This window comes from Belliella aquatica (assembly GCF_014637795.1).
In the GTDB taxonomy this organism is placed as follows: Bacteria; Bacteroidota; Bacteroidia; order Cytophagales; family Cyclobacteriaceae; genus Belliella; species Belliella aquatica.
Window position 1 is genome coordinate 377,094 of record NZ_BMFD01000002.1, and the last position, 21,279, is coordinate 398,372.

Genomic DNA, 21,279 nt, shown 5'->3' on the forward strand with positions numbered 1-21,279 from the left:
ATGCTGTGCAATATGGTTTATTTTTTGCACAAAAATTGCACAAATACACACAATTCCAAGTATATTTGAGCAATCGATTGCATATTTAAAAATGTTTAATCAAAATAAAAAAGATTCTCTTAATTATTTTCCTGAATCATGCATTAGTGGTCAAAATTAATGTTTTAATAAAATTTTATTTAGGAAAGATCAATTCTTGTCGTGTCAAAATTATTGGTTAAAACATTTGAACATTTGAAATTATATATAGTATATTGCGCAAACGATTACATAAACAAAAAACTATGCACACTTTTATAGAAACCAGATACTCCAATCATCCTTCAGATGTAAAAAGTTATGACACCTCTACCCTGAGAGCTCATTTTCACATTGACTCGCTTTTCAGTGCAGATCAGATCAAAGGAGTGTACACACTAAACGACCGCTTGATTGTTGGTGGTATTCAACCTGTATCTAAGCCCATTGCATTAGAAACCATAGATCAATTGAAATCGGACTTTTTCTTAGAGAGAAGAGAGATTGGAATTATCAATGTGGGCGCTTCTACCGTGATTGAAGCAGATGGTACGTCATACGAATTGGCCAATAAAGAAGCTTTGTACATTGGACAGGGAGTGAAAGAGGTGATTTTTCATCCTTCCAAATCGGGGGAAACATTTCTTTATTTCAATTCAGCTCCTGCGCACCACGCCTATCCAACCAAGAAGGTGGGTAAAAGCGACGCTGAAGTGGTGACATTAGGATCGTTGGAAAACTCCAATCATAGAACGATTTATAAATTATTGGTCAACTCTGTAGTTCCAACTTGTCAATTACAAATGGGAATGACCGAATTGAAGCCGGGTTCTGTTTGGAACACCATGCCAGCACATACCCATGATAGAAGAATGGAAGCGTATTTCTATTTTGATCTTGAAGAAGGTCAAGCGGTGTGTCATTATATGGGACAGCCAGAAGAAACGAGACATATTTGGATGAAAAATCATCAGGCAGTCATTTCTCCACCTTGGTCTATCCACAGTGGAGCGGGAACTTCCAACTACACCTTCATTTGGGGAATGGCAGGTGAGAATTTAGATTATGGAGATATGGACATAGTAGCTCCAACAGCACTGAAATAATGAAAGATCTATTCAACCTAAACGGAAAAGTTGCTTTAGTCACCGGTGCAACACATGGATTGGGAATGGCGATGGCCAAGGCCTTAGCACATCATGGCGCCACCTTGGTTATCAATGGTCATACCCCTTCCAAAATGGACGCTGCTCTTGCGGACTATAAAGCCGATGGAATTGACGCCCACAGTTATCTTTTTGATGTAACCCATGCTGCTCAAGTAGCAGAAAACATTGAAAAAATTGAAAAGGAAGTTGGTCCGATTGATATTTTGGTCAACAATGCAGGAATGATTATGCGTGTTCCCGCATTGGAAATGGATCCTGAGGATTTCAGAAAAGTCATCGATGTAGATTTGGTTTCGCCCTTTATCCTTTCTCAGGCTGTAGGAAGATCCATGGTCAAAAGAGGTGGTGGAAAAATCATCAACATCTGTTCCATGATGAGTGAATTGGGGAGAGATACTGTGAGTGCTTATGCCGCTGCCAAAGGTGGGTTGAAAATGCTTACAAAAAATCTCGCCACAGAATGGGCAAAATATAATATTCAAGTCAATGGAATCGGTCCAGGTTATTTTGCAACAGAGCAAACTGCACCTATTCGCGTAGATGGTCACCCTTTCAATGATTGGATCATTAGCAGAACACCTGCCGGTAAATGGGGAGACCCTGAGGATTTGGCAGGAGCGGTTGTATTCCTTTCCAGCAAAGCCAGTGATTTTGTCAATGGTCAGATTCTATATGTAGATGGCGGAATCCTAGCAACCATAGGAAAGCCGAAAGAATGAGTATGAAAAAAGGTAAGGCAACAATTCATGATATAGCCGAAAAATTAAATATTACGGCTTCTACAGTTTCTAGGGCATTGAATGACAACCCTAGAATTTCTGAAAACACCAAAAAGCTAGTCCTAAAAATGGCGAAGCAGCTGAATTATCAGCCAAATCATATTGCTTCTGCACTGCGAAGTGGAAAAAGTAAATTGATCGGTGTTCTTGTGCCTACCGCAAACAGAAATTTCTTCTCTTCCGTGGTCAGAGGAATAGAGGATATTGCCAATGAGTTGGATTACAAAGTGATCATTTCGCAGTCTTATGAAGATTATGATAAAGAAGTTCAAAATGTTGAAGCCTTACTCAATGCACGTGTGGATGGGATTATCGCTTCTATTGGAAAAAACACAGAGAATTTTGATCATTTTCAAAAAGTATTGGATAAAGGCATTCCCTTGGTGCTTTTTGACCGAATCACCAATGAAATAGATGTGAGCCAAGTCATCATTGATGATTATCAAGGTGCTTACGACACCACCAAGCACCTGATAGAGCAAGGTTGCAAGAGAATTGTACACTTTACCTCTCCGAAAAAAATCAATATCTATCGAGAAAGATTGCGAGGCTACGAAGATGCTTTGAAAGATTTTAAAATCGAGATAGATCCTGAATTGATTGAAGAAAGCAATATGCAACTTGAGGATGGAAGAACAAGTATGGAGAACATCATCAAAAAAGAAATTCCATTTGATGCTGTCTTTTCCTCTTCTGACTACGCTGTCATGGGTGCGCTTCAGGTATTGAGAGAACATAAAATTATTGTCCCCAATCAGGTAAAACTAGCGGGATTTGGGAATGAACCTTTCACTTCCTTTACCTTCCCTCCGATCACTACTGTAGATCAGAAAAGTATTCCGATGGGAAGAGTTACTGCAGAAACCTTCTTCGAATTATTGAAATCTGACGGTAAAAAAGGCAACAATCAAAAAACTGTATTGAAGCCTGAACTGATTATTCGAGAATCCACCCAAAAGAGAAATTAAACCTATTTTAACCCATTTATACAGATGATTTCAGCCACTGAAAAACAAAGCAAGTTTCTCAATGAAGATTTTCTTCTTAAAAACGATTTTGCTAAGATCTTATATCATGACTACGCTGCAAAGCTGCCCATTATAGATTACCATTGTCACCTTTCTCCAAAGGATATTGCGACCAATAGAAAGTTTAATTCTATTTCGGAAGTGTGGCTTGCCGGCGATCATTACAAATGGAGAGCTATGCGTACGCTCGGTATCAATGAAAAATACATTACAGGAAATGCTTCAGACGAAGAAAAATTTCAAAAATGGGCTGAGGCTGTGCCTTACACGTTGAGAAATCCGCTTTATCACTGGACGCATTTAGAATTACAGCGATACTTTGGTATAACTGAGTTGCTTGGTGCAGATTCTGGTGCAGGCATTTATAAAGAAACGACTGCTTTACTTCAAACCCCTGAGTTTCATACCCAAGGTTTGATGAAGAAAATGAATGTGGAATTAGTCTGCTCGACAGATGATCCTATTGATAATTTAGAATTTCATAAAATCGCTGAGACTAGCAGTCCTGATACCAAATTGCTTCCTGCATTTCGACCTGACAAGGTCTATGCGGTAGAAAATCCAACTTCATATACGGCTTATATTCATCAATTGGCAGATGCTTCAGGTGTCAGCATCGATAATTATGATGATCTTTTGTCAGCCTTGGAAAATAGGATTGAATTCTTTGCTGAAAATGGTGGTAGTCTTTCCGATCATGGTTTGGAACAACTGTATTACTTTGAGTTGGGTACTTATGATATCAAATCACTCTTCTCGAAAGTCATGGAAGGTAAAAACCTAAACCAAGAAGAGGTCAACTATTTCAAGTTTAACACCTTGTATGAACTTTGCAAAATGTACCATGCTAAAGGCTGGACGCAGCAATTTCACCTTGGTGCTCTGAGAAATACAAATGAAAGAATGTTGGGCAAATTAGGTCCTGATACAGGTTTTGACTCTATCGGTGACTTTTCGCAGGCGAGAGCTTTAGCGAGTTTCTTGAATTTGCTGGACGGCACTGATCAATTGGCAAAAACCATCCTGTACAACCTCAATCCATCAGACAATGAAGTAATGGCCACCATGATTGGTAATTTTAATGATGGTTCGGTCAAAGGAAAAATACAATTCGGTTCCGCTTGGTGGTTTTTGGATCAAAAAGACGGAATGGAAAAGCAAATCAATGCACTTTCTAATATGGGTTTGTTGAGTTGCTTTATTGGAATGCTGACAGATTCTAGGAGTTTTCTTTCTTTTCCAAGACATGAATATTTCCGAAGAATTCTCTGCAACCTAATCGGTCAAGATGTCGCTAACGGTGAACTTCCTGAAGATGAAGCCTGGTTGGGTAAAATTGTCTCTGACATCAGCTACTTCAATGCGAAAAACTATTTCAACTTCTAAGTTGCCCTTGTAATGAAAGCTCTCAATAGAAAAAATATAAGTACTCCCAAAAGACATGTAAAAGTCCTGCAATTTGGCGAAGGAAATTTCCTCCGTGGATTTGTAGATTGGATGGTTGAGGAGATGAATGAGAAAGCAGGTTTCCATGGCAATGTTCAGATCGTTCAGCCTTTGACACAAGGACTTGGTGATCTGCTCAATGCACAAGATGGCTTGTACCATGTCAAGCTTCAGGGCATTCAGGCAGGTAAGTCAGTGGATGAAACCAAGTTGATCACTTGTGTAGAAGGTGTGAATAATCCTTATGCTGCCTATCAAGAATATTTGAATTTAGGAAGCAATCCTGATCTCAAATTTATCATTTCAAATACGACAGAAGCAGGGATTGCTTTTGATGAAAATGACACAGATTACAGCAAAACGCCGGTTACTTTTCCAGGGAAACTTACTGCGCTTCTACTTGAAAGATTCAAAGCTTTGGGAGGAAATGAAGCAAGTGGATTGGTAATTATTCCTTGTGAATTGATAGACAAGAATGGAGAACAGCTGAAAGATGCGGTTATGCAATACATTGCCCTGTGGAATCTTTCGGAAGAATTCAAAAACTGGATAGAAAATCACAATACTTTCTGCAATACCCTTGTGGATAGAATTGTGCCTGGTTTCCCAAAAGATACTATTAAGGAAATTCAATCAGAATTAGAATTTGAGGATAATCTGGTGGTCATGGCAGAGCCATTTCACCTTTGGGTGATAGAAGGACCTGAGGAATTAGAAAGAATATTTCCTGGTCCAAAAGCTGGTTTACAGATCAAATTTGTCAAAGATCAAAGTCCATACAGAACCCGTAAAGTACGAATTCTCAATGGCGCACATACGGCACTAGTTCCAGTGGCCTATTTGGCGGGCTTGAGAACTGTCAGAGATTCCGTTGAAGATCCGAAAATTGGAGCATTTATCCGGGAGACGATTTATGACGAAATTATCCCGACGCTTGATTTGTCCCAAGAAGAGTTGGAGCAATTTGCTTCCGATGTCTTGGACAGATTCAAGAATCCATTTATCAAACACGAATTGAGTTCGATTGCTTTGAATTCAATTTCAAAATTCAAAGTGCGGGTACTTCCGAGTATCTTAGAATACAAAAAGAGAAAAGGTGTTTGGCCAAAGCATTTGATAGCATCCTTTGCTTCCCTCCTGCTCTTTTATAAGGGTGAACATGAAGGAGAGCCTACACCTGTCAACGATGATTCAGAAATCATGTCCTTCTTCGCAGCCTTGTGGAAAAGTGACGATATAGATAACATATTAAAAACTGCGCTCAGCAAATCAGAATTCTGGGGTGAGGATCTTAGTCTTCATGAAGGTTTGGCAGCTGCCATCAAAGATGCTATGATGTTCACAGTCGAGAAAGACTAGGAACATGCTGAAAAGTGCCATTTACAGATATAATCTCTTCACTATGAATGAATTGTCTGTTTATTAAGCATTGGGTGTTCTTAAAAGTAATTACAAGCTTTTGAGTTGAATTAGGGGATTTTCCTTGCATCTGAAAAATTTAAAATTTTCAGGTTAGTCTCAGGCACACCATCTTCTGCATTGGACTCATTCGAAGTATCAGCATGCATCTTCATTCGTCCGCTTTGAAGTTGTCATACCTGAGGCTTTTTCAGCAAGCCCTAGCTATTATTTATTTGGGTTATTTCATTCGAAACAGAAAATCCGTGTGGGTTTTCTGTTTTTTATTTTACTTTTGCCGCATGAATACTTCTAGTCAAGAAACAAAAGTGGCAATTTTGGCCAAGTCACAGCAGGTGCTGAGAGATCAAATTATTGACATTCAAAAGCAGCTTACTGATCTTCAGGAATCTTCTGAAGCTGAGGAAAAAAGTTCTGCGGGTGATAAGTACGAAACACACCAAGAAATGCTCAATCAAAACCGTACTTTACTGCAAAAGCAGCTTTCATCTTCCAAGATGATGCTCAATCAAATCAATGCAGTTCCGGTCAAAGCGATGAGTACTGTTGATGAAGGTGCACTGATCAAAGTACCGATGGGCTGGATTTGGGTATCCACTCCAATGGGTAAGGTTTCTTTTGATGGAATTGACTATCAGCTGGTCTCCAAAGACTCTCCTCTTATAACTGCTCTTTGGGGGTTGAAAGAAGGAGAATCTGGTGAGTTTAGAGGGAATAAGATAAAAATTGAGAAAATCTTGTGATCAATCAAGAGGCAATCTTTTCAATAGTTTTTCAAAATATAATCCAAACAAAATTCTGTATAAAATTAACCTTCGTGACTTAGAGTCTTTGTGGCCAAAATCTTTAAAAATGCCACAAAGACTCCAAGATACAAAACTTTGACCAATTGAATACTAAATAATCATTGCTTGAAATTCTGGGAAGTTTACTTATGAGCAGAGTTCTTTTTAGATTTTAAAGCGTGATATAGGTATTCCAAATCATGCCATTGTTGTATTGCATATATTCTCGAGCGTTTATTAGTCTTCCAAATTGGACAGTTTGACTGATGAAACCAATTTCTGAACGAATAGCCTCGTTAATTTTTAGGCCTAATAATACACCAATTCTATTTTGATCGAAGATATTTTGATTTACGTTTTTCCCAAATCCAATTAACAATTCATCGTAAATAGCTAGATAAGGAGATGTTTTTTCTTTTGATGAAGAACCAAGGGGAATGTCTAATCGGGCCATGTACCTTGCTCGATTGAGATAGACTTGATCATCTGATTTGGAGAGATTTGGATCAGTATAAATCCCTACCCATCGTTGTTCTAGCATAAATCTGTGTGTCAAAGTAACTTTTCCAAGTGGATTGCTAACTTGAGCCATTTGATAAGTCCTGTATTCAGGAAAGATATTGCCTGCACTTTGAATTGGGATTTCCCCATAAGGATAGGTATCTATGTAAGCAAAACCACCTCTTAAAATCACATTTGGGTGGATTTTATAATTGATCCCTGTTCTGTAGAGATTTTGCTGCGCTTCTCTAATTATTCCTGTTCTTCTCCATTGAAATTCGCCGTGAATACTCCATTTATCATCTAAGTTATACGTTAAAAATGCAGCATACCATCCAATAGAATTGTTTTCGCTGGTGCGATTACCTTGTGCGGATATATCAGGAGCAATGAAGCTGAATAAGAGGGAATTTGTAAATATGTATAAGTATTTCATCTTTGGACTTAAGCTTTACTTCTATGTATTTCAAAGTGCTCAAAGTTACTTCAAGACCCATCTTCAATCTGTGCCAACGGTCACAATACTTTTCAAATGGATTCAGAGTGAGTGATTGTTGCACCGGCATTTTCCATTTCTATCATTGCTTTGGCAAAGTCGTCGGTATGGATATTTACTGCGCGTGTAGCATCCAAAATCAAATGCACATCAAAGCCTTCGGCCAATCCATCCAAAACCGTGAATTTCACACAATAATCTTCCGCCAAACCACAGACAAAAATCTCCTGAACTCCGTGATCTTTGAGAAACTTACTTAAGCCGGTATCACCTTGTCTGTTGTTGTCAAAAAATCCGGAGTAAGAATCCACTTTCGGATTTGTTCCTTTTTGAAAAATAACTTTCCATTTATCTTGTTTCAGATCGGCATGAAATTCGGCTCCAAAGCTCCCCTGAACACAATGCACGGGCCACAGGAATTGATTAACACCATTAAGATCGATAAAATCTCCAACATTCTTATCAGGGTGATTGAGCGCAAAACTCCCATGATCCGCAGGATGCCAATCTTGTGTAGCGACGATAAAATCAAACTTTTCTTGAAGGTGGTTGATGATCGGGACGATCTGATCCCCTTCAGCTACTTCCAAAGCCCCTCCTGGAATAAAATCGTTTTGTACATCTACTATGATTAATGCTTTCATGGTTATTTAATTATATGATTATTCGCTATAACGCTAGGATGTGAATATTTTACTTTCAATAAACGGATAATTGTCAGCGGGGATAGGTAATTTAACGGCTTATCGAGAGCACAAATATCCAGCAGATCAAATATAGTATTTACATTTTTCTTAAGTTAATACTGAAAAAAAGCCGATAAAAATTTATTCTTTAAGTTTTCTAGATGAGTCTCTAATCACCAATTCTGGCTTCAATACTTCGAATCTATATTTCATATCTTCAACATCTGTATTTAGCTTATCTAAAAGAATTTTGGCAGATAACAATCCTAAGTCATAGATTGGTTGCCATACAGATGTTAGTGATGGTTTAAAATAAGAACTGTAGGGTTCATCATCAAAGCCAACCAAGGAGATTTGATCTGGTATTTTGATTCCATTTTCTCTAATGACAGACATCGCACCGATAGCGATTGCATCATTATAACAAAAAACAGCATCTGGCAATTCCTCAAGTTCAAGAAGTTTTTTCATACTTGCTACGCCGCTTTCAGAAGAGGAATCCTCACCACAAACAATCAACTCTTCCAAAACCTCAAAATTATTTTTTAGTAAGGCGTCTATATATCCATTTTTTCTATGTTTCGCTGTAGAAAGGTTTGTTGATCCACTAATATGAGCGATACGTTTACAGCCAGTTTGAATCAAATATTCAACTGCTTGTAATGCCCCAGAATAATCATCAACAACTACTTTGTCGATATCAAACCCTAGACAATCTCTATCAAAAATAACTAGAGGAAAACCGGAGTCCCTCAATTTTTCTAGATGATCAAAATTAACTGTGTTTGAAGATGGCGAAATTAAAAAACCATCAACCCGAACAAGGGCCATCGCTTCTAAAATCCTAATTTCTTCTTCAAAAGATTCATTTGATTGACTTATCATCAATTTATAGCCACTGCTACCAACTTTATCCTGAATACCATTTATGGCTGTAGAGAAATAGTAGCTTGTTATTTCTGGAACAACAACACCTAATATTTTTGTTCTTTTATTTAATAAGCTTAAAGCCAATTGATTAGGACTGTATTTCATTTTCGCAGCGAGATCTAAAATGACTCTTTTTCTCTCTTCACTAATGAAAGGACTATTATTTAGTGCTCTTGAAATTGTAGAGGGAGAAACGTTTAGCTCTCTTGCCAAATCCGTAATAGTTACTTGATTTTTTCTCATTAGTTAAATCACAAACTCGAACTATTTTACCAATTTTCTGTAATTAAGGACTATTTAAGCATTTTATATGGAAATAAAAATTCCTATCAAACAGAAAAAAATCAATTTGAATGATTTAAAAATATGCTTATCCGCAACTATATCAGTTGGTATCTTTCTCACCAATAATCTGGCGGATAAGAGTAAACTGGCATTTAAAAGAAAATGGCTGGCAGTCCATACCAGCCTAAATAAAGTGTTTAGATAAATTGGAATGGCTAGTGCTTTAGGGCTACTTTAGATAAGTATCAAGTTACAAGCAACGGCTTCTCTCATTGTTTACTTATATGAATATCAATACTATAATCAATATTTTCAGCTAACGTTTTAAGGTAATCCCTAAAGTATGCTTCTTCTCTAAACCTCTCATCCGACAGCTCCCAAGCAGCCACGGCATAGTATGAAATCTGTTTTCCTTCATCAATCTTCATCCTCGCCAAATAACTATTAGAAAGAGACCCTTCTTTAGGAGCTTCCGAAAAACCCAGGAAATTTTCTTTTGGTACAATTAGCGCCAAGCCCAAGTACCAATCCTTTTCATAGGTTTGTAAGTCATGCGTATAAAGGATCTGGAAATTCCCTACTTCCATACTTGTAAGTGGTTTATCAGTTCTAGAATTCACCAACCCAATTACTAACTCCTCATCTCCCTGAAGCCCAGAAATGCTCACTGTATTTTGGTAACCTTGTACTCCTGCCCAGATTGAAGTATACTCTTTCACTTGATAGATTCTATCAAATTCTTGTGGCTTCCAATCGTGATAATCGAATCGCATTAATCCACGAATAGAGCCATTGGCAAGTATAGTATAATCTGTTTCGGATACATTGTTAAGAGAATCTTGTTCTGTCACACCTAGCCTGGCCAAGCGATCACCAATTTTCAATCCGAAGCCACCAATTCCAACAGAGTTTCCAACTGCGAGAATATCCCGACCCCAATCTTCCATCACATGGTAATTGTCCTCTGTCACACCTTCTTCATTGATTCCTACATCATCAGGAGACATGTATTTCACCTTTTTTCCAAAAACATCTTTTGAATTCCTTCCATCCAAATAATGCCTAAAACCTACACAATCATTTTCCCAAGAGGGCCCATCAGTTTGATAAGGCTGATAACCCATGACTCCAGGAAGTTGGTGTGGATAAAATGTATGGCTCGTGGCAGGCTTTACAATATCATTTTCAGATTCACGAACGCCAAATCTTATGTTGACTCGCTTTTCAAAATCCTGCTTATTCTCTGCAAGCAGCAATTTAAGATTTCTACCTTCTCCAGATTTTAGGTTTATGAGAAAAAACAATTCATCCCAAGAACCATCGCCATTAGAATCATCAAATTGTGCCGGTACAGTATCGTTCATTTCAGTTAATATAATTGGAAAAAAATCTCCAATTGGTAGATCCTGAAACTCACTTCGTGATATAACTACGGCTTTTTCAATAAGATCTATATTTCCGGAATAAGCCAATTGAATGTTATAATGTTGCCCTTGAGGCTCTTTTTGACAAGAGGTAAGTCCAATGAGACCAATTAGAGTGGCAATTCCAATTTTTTTATAAAGATTCATAAAGGTCTAGATTTTTTACTTTATCGTGATGGTATGGTTAAAAGGAGTAATTCCAGTTAAATAAACATGATCCCCTTTGGTTCTCAGCGTACCAAAATGGACAGTGTACATTTCCCCATCGAGTCGGTAGATACTTTCATGTTTCTTGATCCCTGGTCCAAAAGAAATTTCATCTCTACCCATTTTATAACTTCCCAATCCTTCTTCTAAGAATCGATTCCCTTGGGAGTCCACAGGTGCACTAAGCCCTGTAAATTCACCGCCTTCTCCGAAACAAAGCTCAACTGTCACAGGTACACCTTCCAATCCTGTCACTTCAATTGATAAATCTGCCTTTCCATTATTTTCCTCTATGGTGATTTTACTTTCTAGTGTTTTTACGTTACTCACTGGTCTGTCAGCGAATGACATTTTACTCCAAAATCTACCATCTACACTAGCGCTCAATTCATAATCCCCTTCTGAATTGCGTAATTCTTGGGGAAGAGGCTGATAATAGGGTGCTTGTAATTTTTTATATAAGATGTATTTTCCATTTTCAACATCAAGGCCTTCGCTTCTGAAATGTCCCATACTGAAAAATGCCGAGGACATCCTGATATGCTTTAGGACTGCTTGACCTTTGCGGAATGAAAAGAAATTTGGACTAATAGATCTACCTGAGGCAATGATAAGTGGCCAATCTACACCACCAAAAATAGTCATGGTAGTATCTTCTCTTCGAATTCTCGCCAAACTGCTGGTTGGGAAAATTTTTGTATAATCTCTTGGCAGTGGTGCTGAGGTAGGCATTTCTTCTTGCAAGATCTCGTGTTCCATAAAGTAATATAGACCTCCACGAATGATTTGTTGCTCAAAGCCCTCAAAACCTTGAATTTCCCTAGCTATACCAGCAAAAAATGGACTTTTATCCTTAATGGCCAAATACCGGTAATTCAAATATTGTGAAACTATATTATGATGACTATACTGATCTTGCCTTCTGGAGTCAAAAGTTATTAAATCACCATTTGTCTCCATGTAGTAATAAGTCATTTCCATGTTTTTCCTTACTGGTGTCAGCAATTCCTCCTTGTCCAATAGCTTGGCCATCGTAATAAACGCCTCATTTTCTACAGCTGAGTAGTTCATGCTACGCTCGGGATAATGCCCATCTTCATCAATAAACACTCCTTCACCCAGCCAATCATTGACACGATTGACATACCTGTTGTCAGGATAGACATGGTTGATTTTAGCCAAAGCCGCACTCAATACCCAACGGTGATTTGGTGTATGAATCCCACCGTAGACCAATGCCTCTCCAGCACTTAAAATGAATTTTTTAAGATCTGAATTTACCTTTGATATATCCTGATGATCATGGTCAATTAAGATCTTGGCAGCTGCACAGAGTGGTTCCATTACAAATGCTGTATCAGGAGGTGACTCAAGATTACCAGTATTCATGGTCCCATCAGATCGCTGTTGAGATAAAAGGAAAAGTATCAGACTTTCCATTCTTTGAAGCACCTTTTTACTTTTGAAAAAAGATGATTGAGGATGACAATAACTAGCAGACAACACAGCAAAATCATATCCTTGCTGTCTGATGTATGATTTAGGATTACTATTTTCAGGCAGAATCAGTTGGGTAGTCAAATCATCATTTGCTTTGATTAAGCGCTCTACTATTTTTGAGTCTTTGCGGCTTAGCTTTGAATCTGCTGCCCATACATTCGAGGAGAAAGGAATCATGGTGGTCAATAAACCCAAACTAGCCGATTGTTTGATAAATGTTTTTCTCGAGATCTTTTTCATTTCTGATTAAATTTTATCTAACTATTTTGGTTTCATACAATATCTCACCAGAATGGGAAATGGCAAAAACTTGAATATGATCAACTGTAGCAGAGAATACCAAGAAGCCATACTCTTTTTTTGTAAATTTACTGAAGGGAAGTGTTCCTACATCTGTAGCTTCTGAGGCTGATCCTGAAATAAAATGATGCACACCACCTTCGGGAAGCAAATGTTGCAAACTGTGATCATGTCCCGAAATATATGCATCCACTTTATTAGATTCCAATATCCCTCTTAGACTACTGCGGATAGATCTCGTGTCATATCCTTCTCTACGTTTTTCGCTTGCTGTAAACATAGGATGATGGCCAATCACCAATTTCCATCTTTTATCTTCTCTAGAAAGTGTTTCCTTAAGCCAGCCAATCTGGGCAACCGTATCTTGGGTTGCTACGTTTGGTCCATATTCAGAATTGTTGTAGAACTCTGGGATCAATGGGTTTGTATCGATAAAAGTAATTTGAAGGAGATTGTTTTTGTCACCTTTCAGTTTGAAATCTTTCGTATAGTATCTGCCTGGCATTACCCAACGCCTGCTGATGTTGGTGTATTCAACTTGTGCATCTGGATTTCCCATATAATCATGATTTCCTAGGATACTATACCACTCTTTTTGATGTGCATAGTTTTTATAAATATCTTCAAATGAATAGTGCCAGTGTGGGTCATGAATGCTCGCCACACCTTTTGGATAAAAATTATCTCCAACACTGATAAAAAATTGGGCATGAATTTCTTTGGATGTTTTAGCAAGCTGATCTGCCACTTGTATTTGATAATCATCACCATATCTTCCCCAGTCCCCCAAAACAATAAAATTCAATGCATCAGGGGAAAGTTTATTACTGAGGCTTACATCTTGAGCAAATGATTTATTAAAAAATACTGAGAGAATAGAAAAGCCCAAGAATATGATTTTCAGGTGAATTGAAATTGTCTCTTTAGTGATTTTAAAGCTAATGTCTTTGCTGTTCATGGTTATAAACGGTTTTAAAAAATGAATTTACTCCATATTTAGTCGATATCTAAATACAGAGTAAATTCACTATTTTATTTTAAGTAAGACTAAAATTAATTGTACTCAGGATTTTGTGTCAAAGATCCTCCAGTGATATCTATTTCACTTTGTGGGATTGGTCTAACGAGATGGAAAGGTCTGATGGCATTATTAAGTGCTGCGTGTGGATTGTGTGCGAGTACCCTATCAATCAATCTACCAGTTCTTTTGAGATCCATCCAGCGGCTTACTTCACCTGCCAGTTCTTTTGCACTTTCGTCCAAAATCAAATCAATCGTAACTTGAGCCGGAGTGATAGGTTGGTTGAGTCCAGCGCGTGATCTGATGGCATTCAGGTGCTCAGCGGCTTTTGCCGTATTGTTTAGCTGCAAATATGCTTCCGCGGCCAAAAGTCTCGTCTCACCAGACCTCATGATCACAGCATCACGCTCACCATCAGGGTTAATCCCTGGATTGGTATACGGTACTCCTGGATCATCAAACTTTCTAAACATAGGATATTGAACTTGGGAGATTCCATTGGGTGTAAAATAATCTCCAGGGTTGACAACTACATAAGGTTTACTTTCAATCACCGACATGCTCCAAGGTGTTTTAGGAAAATAAATAGAAGTATCACCAGCCATTATATTTGCGGAAGGACTATTTACCTCAGCTAATAATAACCTCCTGATTGTAGCAGATTCTCTTTGATCACCCTCTTCAAACAAATTAAAGAAGAACGGAGTCGGAGCCGAACCTAAACCTCTGTGGTACAATGTTGACCTTGTTTGTCCAGGATATACGTCATAGACAAATTTAAACAGTAGGTGTCTGCTATTTCCCACACCACGAGAAACTTGATTCCGTCCATAGAGAATGGAAAATATCACTTCGCTGTTTCTTTGATTTTCTCTAGAAACCAAAGATGAAAAACTATCTACCAAAGGATGTGCAGTAATCACAGTTTCTGCAAGTGAAGCTGCCTGCGTAAAATCTGCTGATGTCCCAAAGGTTTTATATCCTTTCGTCAACAATACTTTTGACATAAGATGCCTCACTGCATTCTTTGTTACTCTACCATAGACTGCAGGGCTATCTGGAACTCCTGATAAGGCTTCATTCAGATCTGCAATGATCTGATCGTAAACTTCTTGCTCTGTTGCCCGAGAAAAGTTAGTATCAGAAGTTCTTATTTCATTTAATACCAAAGGAACGCCTCCAAAATGTTCAACTAGGCTAAAGTAGGCAAATGCTCTAAAGAACTTCACCTCCGCGATCCCCCTAGTTTTATTCTCAGCAGTGATTCCTGAAATCACTTCTGCTCTATCAATGGCTGCATTTGCAGCTGATATAACTCTGTAGTTCACATTCCAATGATTGAATAGCGAGAAGTTTATGGGTCTAAGGTTCACATAATCGTTAATCTCATTGATGCCAGCTATTATTTCACCTCTTGTAAAAATATCTGTTCCAGTATGTTCTAAATCATATGCAGAAGTAGCCCCTCGCATTCTATTGTACACTTCATTCACTAATTGATCGAAGAATGCTGGGTCTGCACTTGTAATCAAATCAGATTGAAATGATCTGTTTTCTTCTTCGAGAAAATCGCTACAGCTCAATGATGAAAACATCATGACTGAAAGCACTAAGATATTTATATGTTTTTTGAAAGTTTTCATGTTGAATTCAATTAAAATTTGACATTTATACCACCCATAATAATCCTGGAAAGATTTGCAGAACCCCAACTGTTTCTAGCTGCAGTCTCTGGATCCCATCCTTCATATGAAGTGAAAGTAAATGGATTCTGGGCTGTTAAGTAAACTCTCAGGCTATTGACCTTCAAAGGAGCAATGATCGCATCCCCGAAGTTGTAACCTAAGGTGATATATCCAACTTTCACAAAAGAAACATCATGATAAACTAAAGGCTGAGCAAATGGTCCATTGTTACTTGGCTGATACCATTCATTTGAAGGATTATCAGGAGTCCAATAATTTGTTTTCAAGCTATTGAATCTAGCTGGTGTTGAATCAAATCCACCTGAGTGTGAGATATGGAAGTAACTAGGAGAAATAGCACCCTGAAGCGTGTGAACAAAGAATGAAAAGTCAAAATTCTTATAATTGAATGAATTTGTGATACCTCCTGTCCATTTTGGAAGGTTATTACCAATGATATCCCTGTCATTAGCATCAATTACACCATCATTATTGATATCCTTCACCCTTACCTGACCTGGTAATTGTCCAAAGGATTGTGCTTGATCTAACTGATCCAATTGCCATATTCCATCAAATACCCAAGTATAGATTGAACCAATTGATTCTCCCACTCTATGGATATAGGAACCTGCTTGAACACCAAACAATATTTGATCTAAATCTCCATACAGCCTAGTGATTCTATTTTGGTTACTTGCAAAATTAACAGAAGTAGTCCACTTGAAATCACCTTTATAGACATTTACAGAATTAAGTGTTAACTCAATACCCCTATTGGTAGCATCTCCGACATTTTCAAAGACTCCAGAATAACCTGACAATGAAGGTGTAGGTCTAAAGAAAATGATACCTGTATTTTGTCTATCATATAAATCTAGAGAACCATAAATTCTGTTGTTAACAAACCCAAAATCAATCCCAAGGTTAAATTCCTTTGTTCTCTCCCATGTCAAATTTCTATTTGCTAAGCTTGTAATGAAAGCAGTTTGAAATGGCTGACCTCCTAGATTAGTAAAAGCATTCCCAATAAGTGATTGAGAACCTAACGGAGCAAGTCCACCTCCTCCACCATTGTTACCCGTTTGCCCGTAACTAAATCTGATTTTTAAATCTTCAACAGCATTCTGACCTTGCATGAATATTTCATCTGATACACGCCATGCTACGGCTGCTGATGGGAAAAATGCCCACTTGTTGCCTTCAGATAAAATTGAGGAACCATCATATCTTCCTGTAAAAGTAAATAGATATTTATCTTTTAGATTGTAGTTAACTCTAGCTGTATACGATTCTAAAGTTTGTTTTGAAAAACCACTCGTTACATCACGAACATCAGGTCCTGCACCCATGTTGTAAAATAAGAATTGGTCTGTCGTAAATCCTCTTCGTTGCATTCTGTAGTTTTCATTTCGATCTAAAAACATAGAATAAACAAAGGTCGCGTTGATGACATGATCATCTCCAAATTGAGTATTGTAATTAATGATGTTATCCCAAGTGTAAGACAATCTGTTTCCGTTGGTCACATCAGCTCTTGTATTGCCGATTACTCCATTTGTTGATTTGTTGAATCTTCCTCTGTATTCGCCAAATCTTCTAAACTCAATATTTGGAGAGAAATTAGAAGTGAATTTCAAATTTTTGGTCGGACTTACAGCCAAAGAAAGATTACTCAAATAATTTAAAGTCTTTGTCTCCATAGTCATGGATTCAGGCTCAAATAAAGGGTTGGTGATGAAAGTTTCTCCTTCAAGTGGGAAAAATTTCAAATCTCCGTTTGCTTCAAATGGTGAGCCTGTTGGACGTAATCTGTAAGCGCTTCTCAACCCCTCTCTACTCCCTTCATTTCTTGTGGTAAATGAAGCATAGTTGCTAAAGCCTAAGGAAACATACTTTGAAAGTGTGGTATTTACATTTGCTCTTAAATTGAATCTCTCAAAATCTTCACCTTGAAATGTTCCCTCATCCTGTGTATAAGCCAATCCAAAGCCATAAATAGTAGCGTCATTTCCGCCACTCACATTTACTGTATGGTTTTGTTGTGCACCAGTTGTGTTAACCAAATCTATCCAGTTGGTAAATTGGCCAGCATTCACATTAGCAATTTCATTGGGTCTCATGAAATCACTCAATACAACATCATTTACAGTGAAATTTCTATTCCCAGAAGCCCATTGATTACCAACCACAGCATCCTTAAAATATTGAACAAATTCATCTCCCTGCAACATATCAGGCACGTTATAAGCCTGACGTACGCCTATATAATTGTCGTATTGTACAGAAACCCTTCCTTTTGCTCCTTTCTTAGTTTCTACAATCACAACACCATTACTTCCTCTCGAGCCATAGATTGCTGTTGCAGAAGCATCTTTCAAAACATCCATCCTCTCTATATCGGAAGGATTCAAAAATGAGATATCATTAACAAATATTCCATCAACTATGAATAATGGATTTTGGCCTGCACTAAATCCACCTTGCTCAACCGTTTCGTTAGCATTAATTGTATTTGCTCCACGAATACGAACATTGAATCCACCTCCGGGCTTGTTATCTGCTGCTTGGATATTTACACCAGCTACTTGTCCCTGCAAGGCTTGAAAAGCATTAACTTTGTTAGTTTCTCTGATGTTAGCAGAATTCATAGATCCAACTGCTCCAGTAAGATCTCTTCTTTTTGTTTCACCATATCCAATCACAACCACCTCATCAAGTTGAGAAACATCAGGTTCAATCGTTACTTCCACAAAACTCCTGTTATTTAATACAACTTCCTGCGTCATGAACCCGATGAAAGAAAACACTAAGGTTGCATTTGAAGCGTCTGGTACATTTATCGAAAACGCACCATCCAAATCTGTTACAGCTCCAATAGAAGTTCCTTTGACCACCACTGTGACCCCTGGGAACGGCTGAGAATCTTCTCCGGAGATTACCACTCCAGTGATATTAGAACTTTGTGCAAATACAGTTATTGCACTTATCATTAAAAAACCACAAGTCAGATAAAGTAATTTTAAGCTTTGTGGTAGCCGATATTTCGTCTCGAAACACTCTGACCATTTTAAGTTAGTAAGGATTTTTTTCATTTTGTTTTGGTTTATTGTTAATGTTTTTTCTCAATTCGGGTTGTAAAGCCAAATAAAAGTAGGCCTCCACTCATCGGGTCGTTCACAATAAATACTCTTCTGGGTTTAGGCACTAAAATTCTCTTAATTGACTTTTAAATAAATCAACTTAGCATTTAATATTAGATTATTTTGATTATGAAATATGTCTGTCTTTTTATACAACTAAAAAATTGTTATAATTTTTATGGTTGTTTTTTTGACACTTAAAGTAATGATTCTTTTACACCATGGTAATCAAATATATAGCGTATTTTTTTAATATATTTTGAAAATCTAGATTCAATTCCTATGCTATATTAGTGACAATTTCTCTGTGTACCAAGCCTGATTTATGCAAAGGTTTGCATGACACTTATTCCCAATATTTTTGCACTCTCAATCCTTAAGGTTTAGCAATTATTTGTTTCTAAGAAATATTTTTAACTTTTTCTTCTGAAATCTCCTTTATAGTGACAGGCCTATTGAGCGCTACAGACTTTTGCGCAGCGAGTGCAATCATCATGGCTTTGAGTCCGTCAACACCAGAAATAGGTAAAGGTTGATCTTCTATAAGTGCTTGTATGAATTTCTGCATTTCTACCTTGTAAGACATGGTATATCTTTCCATAAAGAAATTCAAAGGTAATGCTCCATGGGCTCCATGCTCGTTATAGAGAACATGCGTATCAGGTTTGTTATTATCCACTTTTGCCATCCCCTTTGATCCAAAAATCTCCAACCTTTGATCATACCCATAGATTGCTTTTCGGCTATTGTCTATTACTGCCATTGTGCCATCTTCATATTTCAATGTGATAATAGCAGTATCAATATCATTAGCCTCTTGCACACTTTCCGAAGTAAAAGCACCCGCTACGGCATAAACTTCTTCAACTTCTTTACCCATGATGAATCTTGCCATATCAAAATCATGAATCGTCATGTCCAAAAACATTCCTCCGGAGCTTTTTAAGTATTCTAAGGAAGGTGGTGCAGGGTCTCTGCTTGTGATTTTTAAAAGATGGACATCTCCAATTTCACCTTCCTGAACCAAAGATCTTATTTTTTGAAAATTTGGATCAAATCTTCTATTGAATCCGAGCATAAGATTTACCTCGGCATCTTTCACTTCTTTGAGTGTTTCCAAAACCCGGTCGATACTCAAATCATGAGGTTTTTCGCAAAAGATATGCTTACCAGCTTTGGCACATAAAGAGATGTAATCAGCATGGGTATCTGTCGGAGAACAGATAATCACCGCCTCTATATCTTTATGATGAATCAAATCTTCCGCAGTGATATTGGGAACACCTATATTTTTTTCAAAAAAAGGGTCTGAAACTGCCAGCACTTCCACGTGCTCTATTTGGTTTTTAAGGTTGTCGAAATGAATTTTCCCAATCCTTCCCATTCCGATTACTCCTACTTTTATATTTTTCATGATATTTGATTTTATTGTCTAATTGAAACAAAACTTGACTTTGCTATTTTTCAAAACTTGAGCTTCGGAAAACCTGAATCATGGGATTGAAAAATCAATGTTCTTTAGGTTTACGGAGAGATAGACCTAGTCGGAAAACCAATTATAAACCCAGTTTTTCAAGATATTTTCTATTGTGTTCAGCACAAAGCAAAGGGCTTCCCATTCCTGGAAGCACATCTTGCTCTACTACTATCCAACCAATGTATCCGCTATTCTTCAGCATGCCAGAGATTGTGGTAAAATCAACTGCACCCTCACCCAGTTTGCAAAAAACGCCTTGCTTAACCGACTCAAAATAATCCCATTTTTCGAGTTTGCTTTTTGCTCCAACTTTGGGATCATAGTCTTTGAAATGCACATGCCAGATTCTACTATGGTGATTTTTGAGTACCCGAACTGGATCTCCACCACCAAACATGCAATGTCCCATATCAAGACAGAGCCCTAACAAATTTGGATTCGTCATTTTCATCAGCGTATCGATTTCATCTTCAGTCTCTACATAGCCTGCACAGTGGTGATGAAATACGGTTCTCAAACCATATTTTTCCTTCACCTCTTTTGCAATTCTATTCGCTCCATTTGCAAATACGGCCCATTCTTCATGACTTAGTCCCATTCCTTGTACAATTCTCCCTGCATTTTGGGTGCGTTCTGGAATAGAGCCATTTTCATCAGCGAGCACAATAAATGCATTTTCAAACCCTGCCTCCACCAAAAGCTTTGCAACTTGCAATGCTTTCTCGACTCCATCTGAATGCGCTTCTTCTTTGGCTAAAGCTACCGGAACAAAAGCTCCAGGTATCCAAAATCCTTTTTCAGAAATAACTCTCTGAAGTTCCTGTGGGTCTGTGGGCATAAAACCCCAATCTCCAAGCTCAGTACCGACATATCCTGAAGTCTGCATCTCTGTCAGGACTTCCGCATACCCTTTGGATTGCCCTTCAAGGTCAAATTCCAAAGCTCCCCAAGAACAAGGGGCATTTGCTATTTTTATCATT

Annotated in this window: 17 protein-coding genes; 7 read left to right on the forward strand and 10 right to left on the reverse strand. The window is 37.8% G+C overall.

What is annotated here, in order from left to right; translation table 11 throughout:
- Positions 1–284: 284 nt before the first annotated feature.
- From kduI to IEV57_RS04405, 6 genes are all read left to right on the forward strand, one after another.
- On the forward strand, positions 285–1,124 hold the full coding sequence (kduI, locus tag IEV57_RS04380; protein ID WP_188440042.1) for a 5-dehydro-4-deoxy-D-glucuronate isomerase: 840 nt from the start codon (positions 285–287) through the stop codon (positions 1,122–1,124).
- On the forward strand, positions 1,124–1,906 hold the full coding sequence (locus tag IEV57_RS04385; RefSeq protein ID WP_188440044.1) for a gluconate 5-dehydrogenase: 783 nt from the start codon (positions 1,124–1,126) through the stop codon (positions 1,904–1,906). The genes kduI and IEV57_RS04385 overlap by 1 nt, the downstream gene beginning before the upstream one ends.
- 2 nt (positions 1,907–1,908) lie before the next feature.
- Positions 1,909–2,934 (forward strand): LacI family DNA-binding transcriptional regulator, encoded by a 1,026-nt coding sequence (locus IEV57_RS04390; RefSeq protein WP_188440046.1) that lies wholly within the window; start codon positions 1,909–1,911, stop codon positions 2,932–2,934.
- A 24-nt stretch (positions 2,935–2,958) separates the two neighbouring features.
- Positions 2,959–4,380, forward strand: coding sequence for a glucuronate isomerase (gene uxaC, locus IEV57_RS04395; RefSeq protein WP_188440048.1), 1,422 nt, complete (start codon positions 2,959–2,961; stop codon positions 4,378–4,380).
- 12 nt (positions 4,381–4,392) lie between these two features.
- A complete protein-coding gene (locus tag IEV57_RS04400) occupies positions 4,393–5,799 on the forward strand; it encodes a tagaturonate reductase (RefSeq protein WP_188440050.1) in 1,407 nt (468 codons plus the stop codon).
- A 341-nt stretch (positions 5,800–6,140) separates the two neighbouring features.
- The gene (locus tag IEV57_RS04405) at positions 6,141–6,602 is read left to right on the forward strand and encodes a hypothetical protein (RefSeq protein ID WP_188440052.1); all 462 of its coding nucleotides are present in this window, start codon (positions 6,141–6,143) and stop codon (positions 6,600–6,602) included.
- Positions 6,603–6,816: 214 nt separating this feature from the next.
- Here the strand turns inward: IEV57_RS04405 and IEV57_RS04410 are convergent, their stop codons facing one another.
- The 3 genes from IEV57_RS04410 to IEV57_RS04420 form a co-directional block, all read right to left on the reverse strand.
- Positions 6,817–7,581 carry a DUF2490 domain-containing protein gene (locus tag IEV57_RS04410; protein WP_188440054.1) on the reverse strand — a complete coding sequence of 255 codons (765 nt, stop codon included), beginning with the start codon at positions 7,579–7,581 and terminating at the stop codon, positions 6,817–6,819.
- A gap of 92 nt (positions 7,582–7,673) precedes the next feature.
- Positions 7,674–8,285 carry a bifunctional nicotinamidase/pyrazinamidase gene (gene pncA / locus IEV57_RS04415; protein ID WP_188440056.1) on the reverse strand — a complete coding sequence of 204 codons (612 nt, stop codon included), beginning with the start codon at positions 8,283–8,285 and terminating at the stop codon, positions 7,674–7,676.
- 183 nt (positions 8,286–8,468) lie between these two features.
- Complete coding sequence (locus tag IEV57_RS04420; protein ID WP_188440058.1) at positions 8,469–9,500, reverse strand: LacI family DNA-binding transcriptional regulator; 1,032 nt, start codon at positions 9,498–9,500, stop codon at positions 8,469–8,471.
- Positions 9,501–9,567: 67 nt separating this feature from the next.
- Between IEV57_RS04420 and IEV57_RS04425 the strand changes: the two genes are divergently transcribed.
- Entirely contained in the window at positions 9,568–9,747 is a 180-nt protein-coding gene (locus tag IEV57_RS04425; protein WP_188440060.1) for a hypothetical protein, read from the forward strand.
- Between the two features lie 64 nt (positions 9,748–9,811).
- Here the strand turns inward: IEV57_RS04425 and IEV57_RS04430 are convergent, their stop codons facing one another.
- From IEV57_RS04430 to IEV57_RS04460, 7 genes are all read right to left on the reverse strand, one after another.
- A complete protein-coding gene (locus IEV57_RS04430) occupies positions 9,812–11,113 on the reverse strand; it encodes a DUF4861 domain-containing protein (RefSeq protein WP_188440062.1) in 1,302 nt (433 codons plus the stop codon).
- A gap of 15 nt (positions 11,114–11,128) precedes the next feature.
- Positions 11,129–12,913, reverse strand: a complete 1,785-nt coding sequence (locus tag IEV57_RS04435; RefSeq protein ID WP_188440065.1) for a hypothetical protein — start codon at positions 12,911–12,913, stop codon at positions 11,129–11,131.
- A 13-nt stretch (positions 12,914–12,926) separates the two neighbouring features.
- The gene (locus tag IEV57_RS04440; RefSeq protein WP_188440067.1) at positions 12,927–13,931 is read right to left on the reverse strand and encodes a purple acid phosphatase family protein; all 1,005 of its coding nucleotides are present in this window, start codon (positions 13,929–13,931) and stop codon (positions 12,927–12,929) included.
- Positions 13,932–14,026: 95 nt separating this feature from the next.
- Positions 14,027–15,637, reverse strand: coding sequence for a RagB/SusD family nutrient uptake outer membrane protein (locus IEV57_RS04445; protein ID WP_188440069.1), 1,611 nt, complete (start codon positions 15,635–15,637; stop codon positions 14,027–14,029).
- An 11-nt stretch (positions 15,638–15,648) separates the two neighbouring features.
- Positions 15,649–18,774: a SusC/RagA family TonB-linked outer membrane protein gene (locus IEV57_RS04450; RefSeq protein ID WP_229744223.1), complete on the reverse strand. Its 3,126-nt coding sequence runs from the start codon at positions 18,772–18,774 to the stop codon at positions 15,649–15,651.
- Between the two features lie 448 nt (positions 18,775–19,222).
- A complete protein-coding gene (gene iolG / locus IEV57_RS04455; protein WP_188440071.1) occupies positions 19,223–20,236 on the reverse strand; it encodes an inositol 2-dehydrogenase in 1,014 nt (337 codons plus the stop codon).
- 142 nt (positions 20,237–20,378) lie between these two features.
- On the reverse strand, positions 20,379–21,278 hold the full coding sequence (locus IEV57_RS04460; RefSeq protein ID WP_188440073.1) for a sugar phosphate isomerase/epimerase family protein: 900 nt from the start codon (positions 21,276–21,278) through the stop codon (positions 20,379–20,381).
- Position 21,279 lies beyond the last annotated feature (1 nt).

Coding starts and splice junctions, on each gene's coding strand:
- kduI (WP_188440042.1), top strand. CDS start 285: ATGCACACTTTTATAGAAACCAGATACTCCAATCATCCTTCAGATGTA.
- IEV57_RS04385 (WP_188440044.1), top strand. CDS start 1,124: ATGAAAGATCTATTCAACCTAAACGGAAAAGTTGCTTTAGTCACCGGT.
- IEV57_RS04390 (WP_188440046.1), top strand. CDS start 1,909: ATGAAAAAAGGTAAGGCAACAATTCATGATATAGCCGAAAAATTAAAT.
- uxaC (WP_188440048.1), top strand. CDS start 2,959: ATGATTTCAGCCACTGAAAAACAAAGCAAGTTTCTCAATGAAGATTTT.
- IEV57_RS04400 (WP_188440050.1), top strand. CDS start 4,393: ATGAAAGCTCTCAATAGAAAAAATATAAGTACTCCCAAAAGACATGTA.
- IEV57_RS04405 (WP_188440052.1), top strand. CDS start 6,141: ATGAATACTTCTAGTCAAGAAACAAAAGTGGCAATTTTGGCCAAGTCA.
- IEV57_RS04410 (WP_188440054.1), bottom strand. CDS start 7,581: ATGAAATACTTATACATATTTACAAATTCCCTCTTATTCAGCTTCATT.
- pncA (WP_188440056.1), bottom strand. CDS start 8,285: ATGAAAGCATTAATCATAGTAGATGTACAAAACGATTTTATTCCAGGA.
- IEV57_RS04420 (WP_188440058.1), bottom strand. CDS start 9,500: ATGAGAAAAAATCAAGTAACTATTACGGATTTGGCAAGAGAGCTAAAC.
- IEV57_RS04425 (WP_188440060.1), top strand. CDS start 9,568: ATGGAAATAAAAATTCCTATCAAACAGAAAAAAATCAATTTGAATGAT.
- IEV57_RS04430 (WP_188440062.1), bottom strand. CDS start 11,113: ATGAATCTTTATAAAAAAATTGGAATTGCCACTCTAATTGGTCTCATT.
- IEV57_RS04435 (WP_188440065.1), bottom strand. CDS start 12,913: ATGAAAAAGATCTCGAGAAAAACATTTATCAAACAATCGGCTAGTTTG.
- IEV57_RS04440 (WP_188440067.1), bottom strand. CDS start 13,931: ATGAACAGCAAAGACATTAGCTTTAAAATCACTAAAGAGACAATTTCA.
- IEV57_RS04445 (WP_188440069.1), bottom strand. CDS start 15,637: ATGAAAACTTTCAAAAAACATATAAATATCTTAGTGCTTTCAGTCATG.
- IEV57_RS04450 (WP_229744223.1), bottom strand. CDS start 18,774: ATGAAAAAAATCCTTACTAACTTAAAATGGTCAGAGTGTTTCGAGACG.
- iolG (WP_188440071.1), bottom strand. CDS start 20,236: ATGAAAAATATAAAAGTAGGAGTAATCGGAATGGGAAGGATTGGGAAA.
- IEV57_RS04460 (WP_188440073.1), bottom strand. CDS start 21,278: ATGATAAAAATAGCAAATGCCCCTTGTTCTTGGGGAGCTTTGGAATTT.